12 protein-coding genes and 2 pseudogenes are annotated in these 15581 nt (G+C 72.4%); 8 read left to right on the forward strand and 6 right to left on the reverse strand.

Annotated features, from left to right (window positions below; translation table 11 throughout):
* Position 1: 1 nt before the first annotated feature.
* Both ACIPSE_RS32250 and ACIPSE_RS32255 read left to right on the forward strand, forming a co-directional pair.
* Positions 2–1597, forward strand: a complete 1596-nt coding sequence (locus tag ACIPSE_RS32250; protein ID WP_401669526.1) for an MFS transporter — start codon at positions 2–4, stop codon at positions 1595–1597.
* A gap of 46 nt (positions 1598–1643) precedes the next feature.
* Complete coding sequence (locus tag ACIPSE_RS32255) at positions 1644–2138, forward strand: cupin domain-containing protein (protein ID WP_401669529.1); 495 nt, start codon at positions 1644–1646, stop codon at positions 2136–2138.
* A gap of 255 nt (positions 2139–2393) precedes the next feature.
* Here the strand turns inward: ACIPSE_RS32255 and ACIPSE_RS32260 are convergent.
* A pseudogene (locus tag ACIPSE_RS32260) lies at positions 2394–3422 on the reverse strand (RNA-guided endonuclease InsQ/TnpB family protein); the annotation flags it as partial.
* 24 nt (positions 3423–3446) lie between these two features.
* Here ACIPSE_RS32260 and tnpA point away from each other — a divergent pair.
* Positions 3447–3737 (forward strand): annotated as a pseudogene (gene tnpA, locus ACIPSE_RS32265) (IS200/IS605 family transposase); the annotation flags it as partial.
* A 272-nt stretch (positions 3738–4009) separates the two neighbouring features.
* Here tnpA and ACIPSE_RS32270 read toward each other — a convergent pair.
* Positions 4010–4471, reverse strand: a complete 462-nt coding sequence (locus tag ACIPSE_RS32270) for a cupin domain-containing protein (RefSeq protein WP_401669531.1) — start codon at positions 4469–4471, stop codon at positions 4010–4012.
* A gap of 278 nt (positions 4472–4749) precedes the next feature.
* Between ACIPSE_RS32270 and ACIPSE_RS32275 the strand changes: the two genes are divergently transcribed.
* Positions 4750–5490 carry an SDR family oxidoreductase gene (locus tag ACIPSE_RS32275; protein ID WP_401669533.1) on the forward strand — a complete coding sequence of 247 codons (741 nt, stop codon included), beginning with the start codon at positions 4750–4752 and terminating at the stop codon, positions 5488–5490.
* Between the two features lie 62 nt (positions 5491–5552).
* Positions 5553–8240 carry a pyruvate dehydrogenase (acetyl-transferring), homodimeric type gene (gene aceE, locus ACIPSE_RS32280; protein WP_401669535.1) on the forward strand — a complete coding sequence of 896 codons (2688 nt, stop codon included), beginning with the start codon at positions 5553–5555 and terminating at the stop codon, positions 8238–8240.
* A gap of 67 nt (positions 8241–8307) precedes the next feature.
* Here the strand turns inward: aceE and ACIPSE_RS32285 are convergent, their stop codons facing one another.
* The 3 genes from ACIPSE_RS32285 to ACIPSE_RS32295 all read right to left on the reverse strand — a co-directional run bounded on the left by ACIPSE_RS32285 (position 8308) and on the right by ACIPSE_RS32295 (position 11516).
* On the reverse strand, positions 8308–8814 hold the full coding sequence (locus tag ACIPSE_RS32285; protein ID WP_401669537.1) for a GNAT family N-acetyltransferase: 507 nt from the start codon (positions 8812–8814) through the stop codon (positions 8308–8310).
* A gap of 133 nt (positions 8815–8947) precedes the next feature.
* Positions 8948–9787, reverse strand: coding sequence for an alpha/beta fold hydrolase (locus tag ACIPSE_RS32290; RefSeq protein WP_401669540.1), 840 nt, complete (start codon positions 9785–9787; stop codon positions 8948–8950).
* Between the two features lie 91 nt (positions 9788–9878).
* Entirely contained in the window at positions 9879–11516 is a 1638-nt protein-coding gene (locus tag ACIPSE_RS32295) for a cytochrome bc complex cytochrome b subunit (protein WP_401669542.1), read from the reverse strand.
* A gap of 268 nt (positions 11517–11784) precedes the next feature.
* Between ACIPSE_RS32295 and ACIPSE_RS32300 the strand changes: the two genes are divergently transcribed.
* Positions 11785–12537, forward strand: coding sequence for a class I SAM-dependent methyltransferase (locus tag ACIPSE_RS32300; protein WP_401669545.1), 753 nt, complete (start codon positions 11785–11787; stop codon positions 12535–12537).
* A 124-nt stretch (positions 12538–12661) separates the two neighbouring features.
* Entirely contained in the window at positions 12662–13894 is a 1233-nt protein-coding gene (locus tag ACIPSE_RS32305; RefSeq protein ID WP_401669547.1) for an NAD(P)/FAD-dependent oxidoreductase, read from the forward strand.
* A 20-nt stretch (positions 13895–13914) separates the two neighbouring features.
* Here the strand turns inward: ACIPSE_RS32305 and ACIPSE_RS32310 are convergent, their stop codons facing one another.
* Entirely contained in the window at positions 13915–14463 is a 549-nt protein-coding gene (locus ACIPSE_RS32310; RefSeq protein ID WP_401669549.1) for a DUF5134 domain-containing protein, read from the reverse strand.
* Between the two features lie 205 nt (positions 14464–14668).
* On the opposite strand from ACIPSE_RS32310, the gene ACIPSE_RS32315 reads away from it, so the two are divergent.
* On the forward strand, positions 14669–15565 hold the full coding sequence (locus ACIPSE_RS32315; RefSeq protein WP_401669551.1) for an RNA polymerase sigma-70 factor: 897 nt from the start codon (positions 14669–14671) through the stop codon (positions 15563–15565).
* The last annotated feature ends 16 nt before the right edge of the window (positions 15566–15581 follow it).

Genomic DNA, 15581 nt, shown 5'->3' on the forward strand with positions numbered 1-15581 from the left:
CATGACGCACCCCGACACCCCGGACGGCGCCGACCCCGCTCCCGAACCCGCTCCCGCCGCCGTCCTCCGGATCGCCGACGCGCGCGGCCGGTGGACCCTGCTGGCCACGGTGCTGGGGTCGAGCGTGGTCCTGCTCGCGTCCACCGTCACCCAGGTCGCGCTGCCCCGCATCGGCCGGGACTTCGGCGCCGGGCTGGAGGTGCTCCAGTGGACGGTCAACGCCTACATGCTGACCCTGGCCGGGCTGATCCTGCTCGGCGGCGCACTGGGCGACCGGCTCGGGCGGCGGCGGGTCCTCGTCGTGGGCGCCGGCTGGTTCGCGGTGGCGTCCCTGCTGTGCGCCCTCGCCCCGGACGCCCGGACGCTGATCGCCGCCCGGGCGTTGCAGGGCGTCGGCGGCGCCCTGCTCACCCCCGGCTCCCTCGCGATCATCGAGGCGTCCTTCCACCCGGACGACCGGCCGCGCGCGATCGGCCTGTGGTCCGGCTTCGGCGGTGTCGCCGCCGCCCTCGGCCCGTTCCTCGGCGGCTGGCTGGTCGACGGCCCCGGCTGGCGGTGGACCTTCGCGCTGAGCATCGTCCCGGCGCTGCTCTGCGTACCCGTCGCGCTGCGCCATGTCCCGGAGTCCGTGGGCGGCCTGAGGCAGGACACGGCGCGCGGAGGCGCGGCCCGGGCGCGGCCCGCCTTCGACGTGCCCGGAGCAGTCCTGGGCGCCCTGGCGCTCGCCCTGACCACGTACGCGCTGACCACGGCACGCGACGGCGGCGCGGTGACCGTCGTCGCGGCGCTCGGCGGCCTGGTCTGCGGTGCCGTCTTCCTCCGAGTGGAGCGGCACGGCAGCGACCCGATGATGCCGCCGGCGATCTTCTCGTCCCGGCAGTTCACCGCCGTCAACCTGATCACCCTGTGCGTGTACGCGGGCACCGGCGGGTTCTTCTTCCTGACGGCGCTGCACCTCCAGATCGTCGTCGGGTACTCGGCCCTGGCGGCCGGTGCGGCCATGCTGCCCACGACCGTGCTGATGCTGCTGTTCTCCTCCGCGGCGGGCGTGCTGGCCCAGCGGCTGGGGCCCCGCGCACCGCTCACGCTCGGGCCGCTGGCGTGCGGCGCGGGCATGCTGCTGATGCTGCGGGTGGGGCCGGACGCGTCCTACACGGCCGACGTCCTGCCCGCGCTGCTGGTGACGGGCACCGGCATGGTCGTGCTGGTCGCCCCGCTGACCGTGACCCTGCTGTCCTCGGTGGACGCCTCCAACGCCGGGCTGGCCAGCGGCATCAACAACGCGGCGGCGCGGGCGGCCGGGCTGGTGGCGGTGGCGGCGCTGCCGCTGCTGGTCGGGATGGGGCCGGACGCCTACCGGTCGGGCACCGCGTTCGACCTGTCGTTCCGCAGGGCCATGCCGCTGTGCGCCGCTCTGCCGGTCCTCGGCGCGGCGCTCGCGTTCACCCTGCTGCGGCGGCCCTCCGCGGCCCCGCACCGGCCGCCGACGACGCCGCAACGGTGGCTCCACGGCTGGTCGTTCGAGCCGCCGCTGGTCTCCCGCTTCACCCACCACCCCCATCACTCCCCTCGCCCCGGGCGCCGAGTCGTCGACTGAACCCCGCCGGGGGTGCGACGTCCGGTCACAGAAAGAAGGAACCCCCATGTCGTATCCGTATCCCGAGCAGAAGTACTGGGGCGAGGACGGTGAGGTCAGTGCCGTCTTCCGGCCGGCCACCACTGCCCCGGACCGCGGCGAGAGCGGGACGGGCAAGGACGCCACCCACTATCTCGCGACGACCGCCACCACCCGGGGCGAGTTCGGGCTCTACCGGGTCGAGATGAGCCCTCGCGCGGGCGGGCCCAAGACGCACTTCCACAAGCGGATCTCGGAGTCGTTCTACATCCTGGACGGCACCGTGCGCGTCTTCGACGGCGTGCGCTGGGTCGACGCCCGCAAGGGCGACTTCCTGCATGTGCCGCAGGGCGGGCTGCACGCCTTCCGCAACGACTCCGACGCCCCGGCCGACATGCTGCTGCTGTTCACGCCGGGCGCTCCGCGCGAGGAGTACTTCGAGCAGGTGTCGCAACTGGCGCACGCCTCGCAGGAGGAGCGGGCCGCGTTCTTCGACCGGCACGACTCGTACTTCGTGGATTGACATCCTCCCCGGCCCAAAGGCCGGGGATTCCCGTCTGCATCCAGCCGGTTGGCTGGCCGCTTCGGGTGGGTTCCTGCTTCTTCCGAACCGGGGGGTACGGGTTGCGCGCGGTGCCGGTACGGATACCGGTCTTACCCGCGCTCCACGGGCGTTTACGGTCTCCGCCTGTCCGGCGGCGACCTTGGATCCTTCGGTGCGGATGTTGCGGGCCGCGTTGACGTCCCGGTCGTGGACGGTCCCGCAGTCGGTGCACGTCCACTCCCGGACGTCCAACGGCTTCGGGCCGTCCTTGAGCCCGCAGGCCGAGCAGATCTGCGAGGACGGGAAGAACCGGTCCACGCGGGTGAGGGTGCGTCCGTACCGGGTCGCCTTGTACTCCAGCATGCTCACGAACGTCGACCATCCGGCGTCGTGGACGGACTTGGCAAGCCGTGTGCGGGCGAGTCCCTTCACCGCGAGGTCCTCGACGTACACCGCTTGGTTCTCGCGGATCAACGTCGTCGACAGCTTGTGGTGAAAGTCCTTGCGCGCGGCGGCCGTGCGGGCGTGAGCCCGCGCGACCTTCACGACAGCCTTCTTGCGGTTCGCGGAACCCTCCGCCTTCCGGGCGAGAGCCTGCTGTGCCTTGCGGAGCTTCTTCTCCGCTCGGCGGAAGAACCTCGGGGCGGAGATCTTCCGGCCGTCGGACAGGACGGCGAAGTGGGTGAGCCCCAGATCGACACCCACCTCGGTTGTCGTCCCAGGCAGGGCCTCGGAGCCGTCCGTCTCCACGACGAGCGACGCGAAGTACCGTCCCGCGCTGTCCTTGACCACGGTCACCGTGGACGGGGTGGACGGCAGGGAGCGTGACCACCTGACCGGAACGTCACCGACCTTCGGCAACCGGAGCTTCCCGCCGATCGTGATCTTCCATCCGGCGTTGGCGGTGAACCGGACCGACTGCCGGGTGTCCTTGCGGGACTTGAACCGGGGCGGCCCCACCTTCGGCCGCTTGCCCTTGAGGCTGTCGAAGAAGTTCTTGTAGGCGGTGTCCAGGTCCCGGAGGGACTGCTGCAGCACGACCGAGGAAACCTCGGCGAGCCACGCCCGCTCGGGGGTCTTCTTCGAGACGGCGAGCTGCTTGGACAGCTCACCGGACCGGATGAACGGCATCCCGGCGGCACGGGCGGTCTCACGAGCCCGGAGGGCGTCGTTGAAGACAACCCGCGCGCACCCGAACGCCCTCGCCAGGGCTGTGCGCTGGCCGGCGCCCGGGTACAGACGGAAGCTGTACCGAAGCTGCATGCCGATCACTATGGCATTTGGCCCATGTCACCACGACGGAATCCACATCCTGATGTACGCACTGGCCGTCACGTCGTCCACAACCTGCATGCCCACTGGGTTTTCGTCATCAGGTGTCGGCGCAAGGCCATGACCAACACCATGCTGACGCAGTACGAGGAAATCATCAGGGAGGTCTGCGCAGACTTCGAGGCCGAGCTGAAACAGTTCAACGGCGAGGACGACCACGTGCACCTCCTGGCGCACCACCCACCGAAGGTCCAGCTCTCGAAGCTGGTCAACTCCCTCAAGGGAGTGTCGGCCCGGATGCCGCGCAAGTCTGATCTCGGCCAGTGCTCCGCCCTTCAGGGCAGGGGTGAAGGCCATCCTTGGGGCGCAGCCGCGAAGCGCCGGAGCTCTCTGCGCCTCCGCCGTGACGGTCAGACGGGCCACTTCTGCTTCTCCATGTACTGCTCGACCACGGTCAGCGGTGCGCCGCCACAGGACCCGGCGAAGCAGGAGGTAGAAGCACGCAACAGGCGCGGGCCCCCGCCTCCGTGACACCGGTGGTACCCGGAGGTCACGGACGCGGGGCCCCGCGCCGTGCGTCAGGCGGTCGGGCGGGGTGCGCGCAGGTGGGCGCGCTCCTTCAGCTCCGCCTCGTCGACGAGCTCCAGCATGGGCTTGCCGGGCGCGCACAGCATGGTGACGACGAACTCGGTCCGCTCGTCGTCCAGGGCGTTGCCGTCCTGGTAGTGGATGGCGTCGCCGCCGGGCTCCCAGAAGGTGCCGCCGGCTTCGACGACGCGCTCCGGCTCCCCTTCCAGTTCGAAGCGGACGGCGCCCTTGAGGACGTAGCCGAACGCCGGGCCGGAGTGGCGGTGCGGCGGGGTGCCGGGGTCGCCGGGCTCCCACTGCACATGGATGGTCATCGCGGAGGCGCCCTCCGCGATGACGAGCGGTGAGGCGTCCTGGAGCATCCGCGCCGCCCGGGTCCAGCCGGGGTCGTCCTCCCCGCCCCCTCCGTGCCCGTGGTGGCCGTGGTGGGTGTGCTCTGAGTTCTCCGACACTGGGTCGCACCTTCCGTGGTTGCACCGTGTCCGCGCGGCAAGCCGTCCGCGCCGTCACGTGGTCGTCGCGGTCGCGACGACCGCTCGACCCACCTGACCGGGTGGCCCCGGGATCTGTGACACGTGGTGACGTCCCCTCTGATCGACACGGTGTCACAAGAACCGGCGTCCGCCTGTCTACGTCGGTGTGGTGAGCACGGTGGCCCGCGGATGCCCGCGCCGCCGGCCGCCCTTCGGACACCCGGCGGGGTCATCGGCCCCCGACGAAGGAGATCCAGATGAGAGTCGTCGTTGCAGGCGCCACCGGTCTGATCGGTTCCCGGACGGTCGCCCGGCTCCGCGACCACGGTGTGGAGGTCGTCCCGGTCTCCCGCGCGGACGCGGTCGACGTGAGCACGGGGCAGGGCCTGGAACGGGCCCTGCGCGGCGCGGACGTGATCGTGGACGTCACCGACGCCCCTTCCCGCGAGCAGACGGTCAGTACGGCGTTCTTCACCGCCTCGACGGGCCATCTCCTCCAGGCCGCCGCCGCGGCGGGCGCCGAGCACTACGTGGCGCTGTCGGTGGTGGGCGCGGACTGCGTCGACTCGGGCTACTTCCGGGCCAAGGCCGCCCAGGAGGACCTGGCGCGGCACGCCACCGTGCCCTGCACCGTGGTGCGTTCCGCCCCGTTCCACGAGTCCGTGGAGGCGATCGCGGCGGACGGGGAGCGGCCCGACGGTGTGCATGTGGCGCCGCTGCTGGTGCGTCCCGTGTCGACGGACGACGTGGCCGTCGCCGTCGCCCACGCCGCGGTGGGGCTGCCCCTGTTCGGGGTGACCGAGGTGGCGGGTCCGGAGGAGCTGCGGCTCGACGAGGCCGCCGGTGAGCTGCTGGCCGTCCTCGGCCGGCCCGGACCGGTGGTCACCGACCCGCGGGCCCCCGTCTTCGGCGCGGTGCTCGCCGAGCGGGCCCTGCTGCCCGGTCCGGACGCCCGTCTGGGCCACCACACCTTCACCGAGTGGCTCAAGAGCCGCTGAGCCGGGCTCGACGGCCCCGCCCCCTCCCTCCTCCACTTCCACGTCGTGACAGAAAGGCCGCCATGAACGATCCGTCCCGGCCCACTGAGCCGCCCGCGTTCAGTGAGCTCGACCAGCTACCCGACCGGGACCGGGAGGAGACCGCCGAGTGGCGGGCCTCTCTCGACGCCGTCGTGCGCAACGCCGGGCCGGAGCGGGCGGCGTATCTGATGCGGCGGGTGCTCGAGTTCGCGCAGACGTCGGGGGCCCCGCTGCCCGGGCTGCTGTCCTCGGAGTACGTCAACTCCGTTCCGGCCGCCGCCCAGCCGTCGTTCGGCGGCGACCTGGAGATGGAGTCCCGGATCACCGCGCTCAACCGGTGGAACGCCGCCGCGATGGTCACCCGGGCCTCCCGGCTGGGGCTGGGCGGCCACATCTCCACCTACGCGTCGGCGGCCTGGCTGTACGAGATCGGCTTCAACCACTTCTTCCGCGGCAAGGACGGCGACGGCTCCGGCGACCAGCTGTTCCTCCAGGGGCACGCCTCCCCGGGTGTGTATGCCCGGGTGTTCCTCGAAGGGCGGCTGAGCGAGCGGCAGTTGGACGGTTTCCGGCGGGAGGCGAGTGGTCACGGTCTGCCCTCCTACCCGCACCCGCGGCGGCTGCCGTGGCTGTGGGAGTTCCCGACGGTCTCCATGGGGCTCGGCCCGCTCGGCGCCGTGTACCAGGCCCGCTTCAACCGTTATCTGCACGCGCGCGGCATCAAGGACACCTCCGCCTCCCGGGTGTGGGCGTTCCTGGGCGACGGGGAGACGGACGAGCCGGAGTCGACGGCCGCCCTGACGCTCGCCTCCCGAGAGAACCTCGACAACCTCACGTTCGTCGTCAACTGCAACCTCCAGCGTCTGGACGGGCCCGTCCGGTCCAACTCGAAGATCGTCCAGGAGCTGGAGGCCCGGTTCCGGGGCGCGGGCTGGAACGTCGTCAAGACGTTGTGGGGTGAGGCGTGGGACCCGCTGCTGGGGCGGGACACCACGGGTGACCTGGTGCGGCGGCTGGGCGAGGTGCCCGACGCGCAGATGCAGACGCTGGCCGCGCGGGACGCGGCGTACGTCCGGCGGACCTTCTTCACGGGGGACGCCCTGTCCGCGCTCTCCGCCTCGCTGAGCGACGCGCAGGTCGTCGACCTGTTCGAGAACTCCCGTGGCGGACACGAGCCGTTGAAGGTGTACGCCGCCTACCGGGCCGCGGTGGAGCACCGGGGCGCGCCGACGGTCGTCCTCGCCCAGACGGTCAAGGGGCACACCCTGGGTTCGGCGTTCGAGTCGCGCAACGCCAACCACCAGATGAAGAAGCTGACGATGGGTCAGTTCCGTGAGTTGCGTGATGTGCTGGAGCTGCCCGTACCGGACAGTGCGCTCGCCGGGGACGAGGTCCCGTACTGGCATCCGGGGCCGGACTCGCCCGAGGTGCGGTACCTGCGGGAGCGGCGGGCCGCGCTGGGCGGGCCCCTCCCGCTGCGCCGGGTGACGGCCAGGCCGCTGCCCGAGCCGCCGGCCAGGCCTTTCGAGGAGCTGGAGAAAGGGTCGGGCCACCAGGAGATCGCCACCACCATGGCGCTGGTCCGGCTGGTCAAGGATCTGATGCGGGACGAGGTGAGCGGAGCGCGCTGGGTGCCGATCATCCCCGACGAGGCCCGAACGTTCGGCATGGAGTCGATGTTCCCGACGGCCGGCATCTACGCGCCGCAGGGGCAGACCTACGACCCGGTCGACGCCGGCCAGCTCCTGCACTACAAGGAGAGTGCCACCGGGCAGCTCCTGATCGAGGGCATCACCGAGGCCGGTTCCGTCGCCGAGTTCACGGCGGCGGCGACGTCGTACGCCACGCACGGCGAGCCGATGATCCCGTTCTACATCTTCTACGCGATGTTCGGGTTCCAGCGCACCGGCGACCAGTTCTGGGCGCTGGGCGACCAGATGGGCCGTGGTTTCGTGGTCGGCGGCACCGCCGGGCGCACGACGATGACCGGCGAGGGGTTGCAGCACGGCGACGGCCATTCGCATCTGCTGGCCGCCACCAACCCGGCGGCGGTCGCCTACGACCCGGCCTTCGCGCACGAGATCGCGGTGATCGTCCGGGACGGTCTGCGCCGGATGTACGGCGAGCGGCCCGAGGACGTCTTCTACTACCTGACCGTCTACAACGAGCCGCGGCGCCAGCCGCCGATGCCCGCCGTGCCGGGCATCGAGGAGGGCATCGTCCGGGGCATCTACCGGTTCCGGGCCGCCGAACCGGGCGCCGGCGGGCCGCGGTTGCAGCTGCTGTCGTCCGGTACGGCCGTCCACTGGGCGCTGCGGGCGCAGGAACTCCTCGCCGCCGACTGGGGCGTGGGTGCGGACGTGTGGTCGGTGACGTCCTGGACGGAGCTGCGCCGGGACGCGATGCGCGCCGACGAGGCGACGCTGCGCGGGCAGGAGCGCACCCCGTTCGTGACCCGGGCGCTCGCCGGTGCGCCGGGCCCGGTGCTCGCGGTCAGCGACTGGATGCGGCAGGTGCCGGACCAGATCGGCCAGTGGGTCGAGCAGGACTACTACTCCCTGGGCACCGACGGGTTCGGTCTGTCCGACACACGGGAGGACGTGCGCCGGTACTTCCGGGTGGACGCCGAGTCGATCGTCGTGACCGCCCTGGACCGGCTGGCCCGGGCCGGTCAGGTGGCCCCGGCGACGGTCGGGCGGGCCCGTGAGCGCTACGGCCTCGACCGCTGAGGGGCGCCGGACGCGACGCGTACGCCGGCACGGTGGCGTGAACGCAGGGGAGAGCCGGTGCGGTCCTTCACGGACCGCACCGGCTCTCCCCTGTCGTGCGCAGGGCCGCGAGGTCGCGCGCGCGGGCCCAGGCGGTGACGGTGTCGCCCTCCTCCGTGCGGTGCACGGGGACGTCCGCGTGGCGCAGGATCGTGTCGATCCGTCCGTCGTCGCCGGACAGGAAGAGCCCGTAGAGGGTCTCCCAGCCGCCGTCGGCCGCGTGCCGCGCCAGTCCGCGCAGCAGCAGGGTCCCGAGTCCGCGGCCCTGCCAGGAGTCCTGGACCAGGAGGGCGGCCTCGGCGGCCGAGCGGTCCGGCATCAGATGGGCGACGGCGATCTGGCGTCCGGTGTCGTCGCGTACGGCCAGGTGGACCGAGCCGGGGCGGCTGAGCAGCGTGGGCAGGTAGGTCGCGGGGTCGGGCATCGCCCGGTGGTAGCGGCTCCACAGGGTCTGCGGTGAGCAGCGGCGGTGGAGGGCCACGGTCGCGGCGAGGTCGGCGGGGCCGGTGGGGGTGATCCGCGGTTCGCGGCGCATGGGCTGGTCCTTGTGGGCGCGGTGGGCGGCGTGCGCGCAGTGGGCGGACGCGAGGTGCGGACGGGTCCGCCGTGGGCGGACCCGTCCGCACGTGAGGCGTCGGGGCGTGTCGGGTGCCGGTGTGCGGCGGGGGTCAGCGCACCGAGTGCGCGGCGTCCTCGATGACCTCGGTGACCTTCCAGGGCTTGGAGACGCTCACGGCGTGGGAGGCCTTCGTCCCGGAGACGTGGGCCTGGGCCCGCTTCGCCATGAACTCCTGTGCGGCGGGCGGGATGTTGAGGTCCTGGGTGGCGACCAGGACCCACGAGGGGATGGTCTTCCAGGCGGGTTCGGCGGCGCCCTCGGCGAGGGCGGCGTCGGTGATCGGCCGCTGGGTGACGGCCATCAGGTACGCCTTGTCGCGGGGCACGTCCGCCGCGAACTGGTGCGGGAACCTGTCGTTCTGGATGTAGAGGTCGTTGACCTGGGAGCCGTCGGGGTTGGTGGTCGGCACCGGTCGCAGCGCGTCGCCGAGCGTGCTGCCGGGGAACTTCCCCGACAGGTCGACCGCGCTCTCGCCCTTCTCGGGCAGGAAGGCGGCGATGTAGACGAGTGCCTTGACGTTCTTGTTGCCGGTGGCGGCGTTGCTGATGACGGACCCGCCGTAGGAGTGCCCGGCCAGGACGACGGGGCCGTCGATGCCGGCGAGGACCTCCTTGAGGTAGGCGGAGTCGCCGCTCAGGGAGCGCAGCGGGTTGGCGACGGCGACCACCGGATAGTGGTCGTGGCGCAGCTTGCGGATGACGTCGTCCCAGCTGGTGGAGTCGGCGAACGCGCCGTGGACGAGGACGACGGTGGGCTTGGGGCGTTCGGTGGAGCCCTTGTCGGCGGCGGCCCGGCCGGTCGTGGTGACGAGCAGTGCGGCGAAGACGCTGGTGGCGGCGAGCGCCGTGAGCGCGATGCGGGTCCGGTGGGTGAGGGCGGGACGGGTCATGTCGGGTGCCTTTCGGGCGGGTCGGGGGCCCGCGTCTCCCGGGCGGGAGGCGGGTGGACGTGTGGTGAGGGGGCCATGCGGGGGGGGGAGGTCAGGGGCGGTGCCGGCCGGTGAGCCGCCGGTACTCGGTGCGGGAGGGTTTGGTGATCTGGGCGCCGGGGCCGTAGAGGGCGCGGCTGAGCGCGACGCGCAGACGCCGGGTGCGGGTGGGGGCGGGGCCGCCGGTGTCCCGGTCGGGCCCGTTCTCCAGGGGCCGGTACTGCTCGTGCGCGGTGAGGGTGTGCAGGCGCGCCTGGTCGAGGGGCTCGTGGACCTCGACGTACTCGCCGTGCGGCAGGAGTCTGATGACGCCGGTCTCGCGGCCGTGCAGGACCTGGTCGCGGTCGCGTCGCTGGAGGGCCAGGGCGAGGCGTTTGGTGAGCACGAAGGCCAGGATGGGGACGGTGAACAGGCCGACGCGTACGGTCCAGGTCACGGACTCGACGGAGACGTGCAGCCGGGTGGCGATGATGTCGTTGGCGGCGCCGATGAGCGCCACCGCGTAGACGCTGAGCCAGGCCACCCCGAGGGCGGTGCGCACGGGGCGGTTGCGGGGACGGTCCAGCAGGTGGTGGTCGCGGTCGTCGTCCGTGACCCAGGCCTCCAGGAAGGGGTAGGCGCCCATCGCGAGGAAGAGCAGGGTGCCGGCCAGCAGGGGCACGAGGTTGTCGAGGGCCAGGGTGTGGCCCCACAGGTCGGTCTCCCAGCCGGGCATGACGCGCAGCAGGCCGTCCGCGACGCCCATGTACCAGTCCGGCTGGGACCCGGCGGAGACCTGGTCGGGACGGAAGGGACCGTAGTTCCACACGGGGTTGATCTGGGCGACGGCGGCCATGAAGAAGATCACGCCCGACACGAGGCAGAGGAAGCCGGCGGATTTGACGGCCCGCACCTTGAACGGGAGGCCGACGACGTTGCGTTCGGTACGGCCGGGCCCGGGGTACTGCGTGTGCCGGTGGCGTACGGCCAGGGCCACGTGTGCGGCGAGGAGGGCGACGATCAGCGCGGGGATGACCAGTGTGTGGAGGGTGTTGAAGCGCGGGATCAGGTCGTCGCCGGGGAACTCGCCGCCGAACAGGAGGAACGACAGGTAGGTCCCGACGACCGGGAGGGACAGGAGCGTGCCGTTGACGACCTGGAGGCCGGTTCCGGACAGCAGGTCGTCGGGCAGGTCGTAGCCGGTCAGGCCCGCGAACATGGCCAGGACGAGGAGCAGGAACCCGAGGACCCAGTTCAGTTCGCGCGGCTTGCGGAACGCGCCGGTGAAGAAGACCCGCATCAGGTGCGTGAAGATCGCGGCGACGAAAACCAGGGCCGCCCAGTGGTGGGCCTGGCGGACGAGGAGACCGCCGCGGACGTCGAAGGAGATGCGCAGGGTCGAGTCGTAGGCCTCCGACACCGGCAGGCCCCGCAGCGGCAGGTATCCGCCGTCGTAGACCACGAGGTCGGAGGAGGGGTGGAACCAGAGGCTGAGGTAGACGCCCGTGACGAGGAGGACGATCAGGCTGTGGAGCGCGATCTCGCCGAGCAGGAACGACCAGTGCCCGGGGAACACCAGGCGCCGTACGGAGCGGATCGGGGCGCGCAGGCCCGTCCGGCCGTCCACCCAGGTGGCGAAACGGTCCCCGCCACGCCCCTGTTCCGCGGGCTCCTCCCGCTCCGGCTCGGTCGGCCGGCTGTCGTTGCCCATCTCGTCACCATTCGTCGTGAACTGCCGTCTCTTCCAAGACCGGCGAGCACGCAAAGGTGTGACATTGTTTCCGGGTCCGGTGTCAGTGTGTGACGTTGTTCTCCCGTTCCCCGGCCGCCGGGCACCGGCCGCCGGGCACCGGGCACCGGGCACCGGGCACCGGGCACCGGGGCGGTCGTCCCGGTCGCGGGCCGTCCCAGGGGCTCACCAGGGGACCGGCTGTCACACGTCGTTCCCATACCTTGTCATATCGGGCATGAACACTGTCATGACCAGAGCGCCGGGCCTCCGGCGGGATCCGGACTCCTACGCGGTCACCGCGGAGTTCTACGACATCCTCCAGGCCGACGAGGACGCGGCACGGGTCCGTCGCCTCTACGGCCGTGAGGTGGCCCGGGCCCGCCACGGTGTGCTGGACGTCGGGGCGGGGACCGGGCGGGTGACGATGCTGGCGCTGGCCGGTTCGCGGGCCGACGTGCACGCCGTGGAGCCGGCCCGGGCCATGCGCACGTCGCTGCTGACCCGGCTCGCCGCGCTGCCCGCCGTCCAGCGGGAGCGGGTGACCGTGCACCCGCTCCCGCTGGACGAGGCGCCGCTGCGCGCGGTCGCGGACGTGGCCGTCTGTCACAACATGGTGGGCTGTCTCCCGCCCGCCGTACGCGAGGAGTTGTGGCCCGCGATCGCCGCCGCCCTCACCCCCGGTGGTTCGCTGTTCGTCGAGCTGCCGCCGGCCCGGCTTCCCGTCGGCGCGGTCGTGCGCCCGCTGGGGGACACACGCGTCGGGGAGCACACGTACGGCGGGCGCATCACGATGTCGGCGGCCGGTCACCGCATCCGCACCCGCGTCGACTACTGGGTCAGGCAGGCGGAGCATGTGCTGCGGGAACACACCGAGACGTTCTGGATGTGGCCCGCGACCCGCTCCCGGCTCGCCGCGGAGCTCGCGCCGCACGGATTCGTCCCGCTCCCCGGCCCCGGGGACCCGCGGCTGCTGGCCGTCACCCTGCCGCGCCACCGGTGAGACACCGGTGGCGCGGAGGTCCCTTCGCCGCTCTGTCACACCTGCCCGCGCCGTCCGGTCTTCCGGTCGGACCCACCACACGGCCCGCTGTGCGGGCCGCACTCTCCAGAACGGGAATCCCCTCATGTCGCGTGTGAAGACGTTCGTGATCGTCGGAGGCGGTCTCGCCGCGGGCAAGGCCGCGGAGGAACTGCGCGCGCACGGTCACGACGGACCCCTCGTCGTCATCGGCGACGAGCGGGAACGGCCCTACGTCCGGCCGCCGCTGTCCAAGGGCTATCTGCTGGGCAAGGAGGACCGCGAGTCGGTCCATGTGCACCCCGAGGACTGGTACCGGACGCACGATGTCGAGCTGCTTCTCGGCCGGACCGTGACCTCCCTCGACCGGCACGGCGGCACGGTGACGCTGGAGGACGGCGACCGTGTGCCCTACGACCGGCTGCTCCTGGCCACCGGCTCCACGCCGCGCCGGCTGACGGTCCCCGGGGCGGACCTCGACAACGTGCTGTACCTGCGCCGCCTGGGCGACAGCGACCGGCTCAGGGCGGCCTTCACCGAGGGCGCGCGGATCGTGGTGGTCGGCGGCGGCTGGATCGGCCTGGAGACCGCGGCGGCGGCCCGGACGGCCGGGGCGCACGTGACCGTGCTGGAGCGCGGGGAGCTGCCCCTGCTGAAGGTGCTGGGCCGTGAGGCGGCCGAGGTCTTCGCGGGCCTGCACCGGGAGCACGGCGTCGTGCTGCGGCCCCACGCGGAACTCGTGCGGGTCACCGGGAGCGGCGGGCGTGCGGACGGTGTCCTGCTCGCCGACGGCACCCGTCTGCCCGCCGACGCGGTGGTCGTCGGCGTGGGGATCACGCCCAACGTGCGGCTGGCCGAGGAGGCGGGCCTGGAGGTCCGCGACGGCATCGTCACGGACGCGGGCCTGAGGACCTCCGACGAGAACGTCCACGCCGCCGGTGATGTCGCCAACGCCTATCACCCGCGGCTGGGCCGCCACATCCGGGTGGAGCACTGGGCCAACGCCCTGCACCAGCCGCGCACCGCCGCGCTGAGCATGCTGGGCGAGAAGGCGGCCTACGAGCGGCTGCCGTACTTCTACACCGACCAGTACGACCTCGGGATGGAGTACACCGGCCACACGGAGCCGGGCGGCCACGACCGGGTCGTCTTCCGCGGCGCGCGGGAGGAGCGGCGCTTCGTCGCCTTCTGGATGTCCGGCAGGCGGGTCCTGGCGGGCATGAGCGTGAACGTGTGGGACGTCATCGATCCGATCCGGGCCCTCGTCGAGTCCGGCGCGGAGACCGACGACGCCGTCCTCGCCGATGCCGGCGTCCCCCTGGAGAGCCTCCTTCCCTGACCGCTCCGCACCGCCGGGGCTCAGTGGGGCATGAGCAGCATCAGCGCGGTGCCCAGCGCCATCGCCCCGTGCCGCGTCTGCCCGTACACGTCCGCCGCCACGGCACCGGGCGTACGGCGGGCGACCGCGCGGAGCGAGGGCATGGGGCGGGTCAACGACCGGAGCGCGCAGGCCAGGAGATACGACGTCAGCAGGACGGTGACCGCGCCGTTGCGGTGGTGGAAGGGGCTCAGCATCCACGCCATCGCCGCCATGCCCGCGGCGGACGGCAGCCGTGCCCCGGCCGCCGGGGTGTGCGCCGTGCGGCGGTCGAGGGCGGTCAGGAGGAACCACAGGGCGGCGGCCGTGAAGAGGAGGGGCGCTGTCCGGCCGGACAGCACGCGGCCGAGGCTCCAGGGCATCGCGGCCATGGCGGCGGCCATCACGCCGTGCAGGAGGTGGTCGACCCGGTCACGGCGCCGATCGCCCGGGAACCGCGCGCCCTGCCACAGCGCGTGCGCCGCGACGAGCGAGAACACCACCGTGAGCAAACCGTGTTCGACGTCGACGGGGGTGGCCATGGACGTCATCTCCCACACTGTGTGCACCTTCCGGAATCCGTGCCGTACACCGTCATTGACCAGTCGCTCGACCGATCCGTGACACCCCGGGAACGCGCCGTGAACGACATGGTGTGACAGGGGAAGTGTCAGGAGTGGGGACGGGCGGTCGGCCGCGCGGCCGTCCCACCGCACCGCTTGTAACATGGTGGGCACGAGCCGGAAGGGACTCTTCATGCACGCTGGCAGCCAACCGGACACCCTCGACCGGGCGACGGAGGACTTTCTCGGGGCCCGCCCCCAGCTCTTCGGCATCGCGTACCGCGTGCTGGGGAGCGTCGCGGAGGCCGAGGACGTCGTGCAGGACACCTGGGTGCGGTGGCAGAACACGGACCGCACGAAGGTCAAGGAACCCGCGGCCTTCCTCACCACGGTCGTCACCCGGCTGGCGATCAACCTGGCCCAGTCCGCCCGGGTGCGCCGGGAGTCGTACGTGGGGCCGTGGCTGCCCGACCCCGTCGACACGACGGAGGATCCGCAGCTGGGGGCGGAGCGCGCCGAGGCGCTGGAGCTGGCGGTGCTGATGCTCCTGGAGAAGCTGAACCCGGTGGAGCGCACCGCCTACGTGCTGCGGGAGGCGTTCGACTACCCCTACGGCCGGATCGCGGAGATCCTGGAGACGACCGAGGCCAACGCGCGGCAGCTGGTGAGCCGGGGCCGCAAGCATCTGGCCGCCGAGCGCACGGCACGGGTCGCGCCGACCGCCCACCGGCGGCTGCTGAAGGTGTTCCTCTCCGCGGCGCGCACGGGCGATCTGTCGGTCCTGGAGGACATCCTGGCCGCCGACGTCGTCAGCTACTCGGACGGCGGCGGGATCCGGGGCGCGTCGAAGATCCCGGTGGTCGGACGGGACCATGTGGCGCGGTACCTCGCGGCCTTCGCCCCGCGCTTCTGGCCGGGCACGGAGGTCCGGTGGGTGGAGGCGAACGGTCTGCCGGCGGTGCTCGTCTCCTCCGGCGGGGAGGCCGTCAGCCTGCTGTCCCTGGACGTCTCGGAGGAGGGCGTCGACCGGGTGATGTGGGTGATGAACCCGGCCAAGCTGGCGCCGTACGTGGACTCCCTGCGGGACTGACCGGCGTCACAGGAGC

This window comes from Streptomyces sp. NPDC090106 (genome assembly GCF_044747265.1).
GTDB lineage: Bacteria > Actinomycetota > Actinomycetes > Streptomycetales > Streptomycetaceae > Streptomyces.

Excerpts from the sequence above, each read along its gene's own strand:
- ACIPSE_RS32250 (WP_401669526.1), top strand. The coding sequence starts at position 2 with ATGACGCACCCCGACACCCCGGACGGCGCCGACCCCGCTCCCGAACCC.
- ACIPSE_RS32255 (WP_401669529.1), top strand. The coding sequence starts at position 1,644 with ATGTCGTATCCGTATCCCGAGCAGAAGTACTGGGGCGAGGACGGTGAG.
- ACIPSE_RS32275 (WP_401669533.1), top strand. The coding sequence starts at position 4,750 with ATGAGAGTCGTCGTTGCAGGCGCCACCGGTCTGATCGGTTCCCGGACG.
- aceE (WP_401669535.1), top strand. The coding sequence starts at position 5,553 with ATGAACGATCCGTCCCGGCCCACTGAGCCGCCCGCGTTCAGTGAGCTC.
- ACIPSE_RS32285 (WP_401669537.1), bottom strand. The coding sequence starts at position 8,814 with ATGCGCCGCGAACCGCGGATCACCCCCACCGGCCCCGCCGACCTCGCC.
- ACIPSE_RS32290 (WP_401669540.1), bottom strand. The coding sequence starts at position 9,787 with ATGACCCGTCCCGCCCTCACCCACCGGACCCGCATCGCGCTCACGGCG.
- ACIPSE_RS32295 (WP_401669542.1), bottom strand. The coding sequence starts at position 11,516 with ATGGGCAACGACAGCCGGCCGACCGAGCCGGAGCGGGAGGAGCCCGCG.
- ACIPSE_RS32300 (WP_401669545.1), top strand. The coding sequence starts at position 11,785 with ATGACCAGAGCGCCGGGCCTCCGGCGGGATCCGGACTCCTACGCGGTC.
- ACIPSE_RS32305 (WP_401669547.1), top strand. The coding sequence starts at position 12,662 with ATGTCGCGTGTGAAGACGTTCGTGATCGTCGGAGGCGGTCTCGCCGCG.
- ACIPSE_RS32310 (WP_401669549.1), bottom strand. The coding sequence starts at position 14,463 with ATGACGTCCATGGCCACCCCCGTCGACGTCGAACACGGTTTGCTCACG.
- ACIPSE_RS32315 (WP_401669551.1), top strand. The coding sequence starts at position 14,669 with ATGCACGCTGGCAGCCAACCGGACACCCTCGACCGGGCGACGGAGGAC.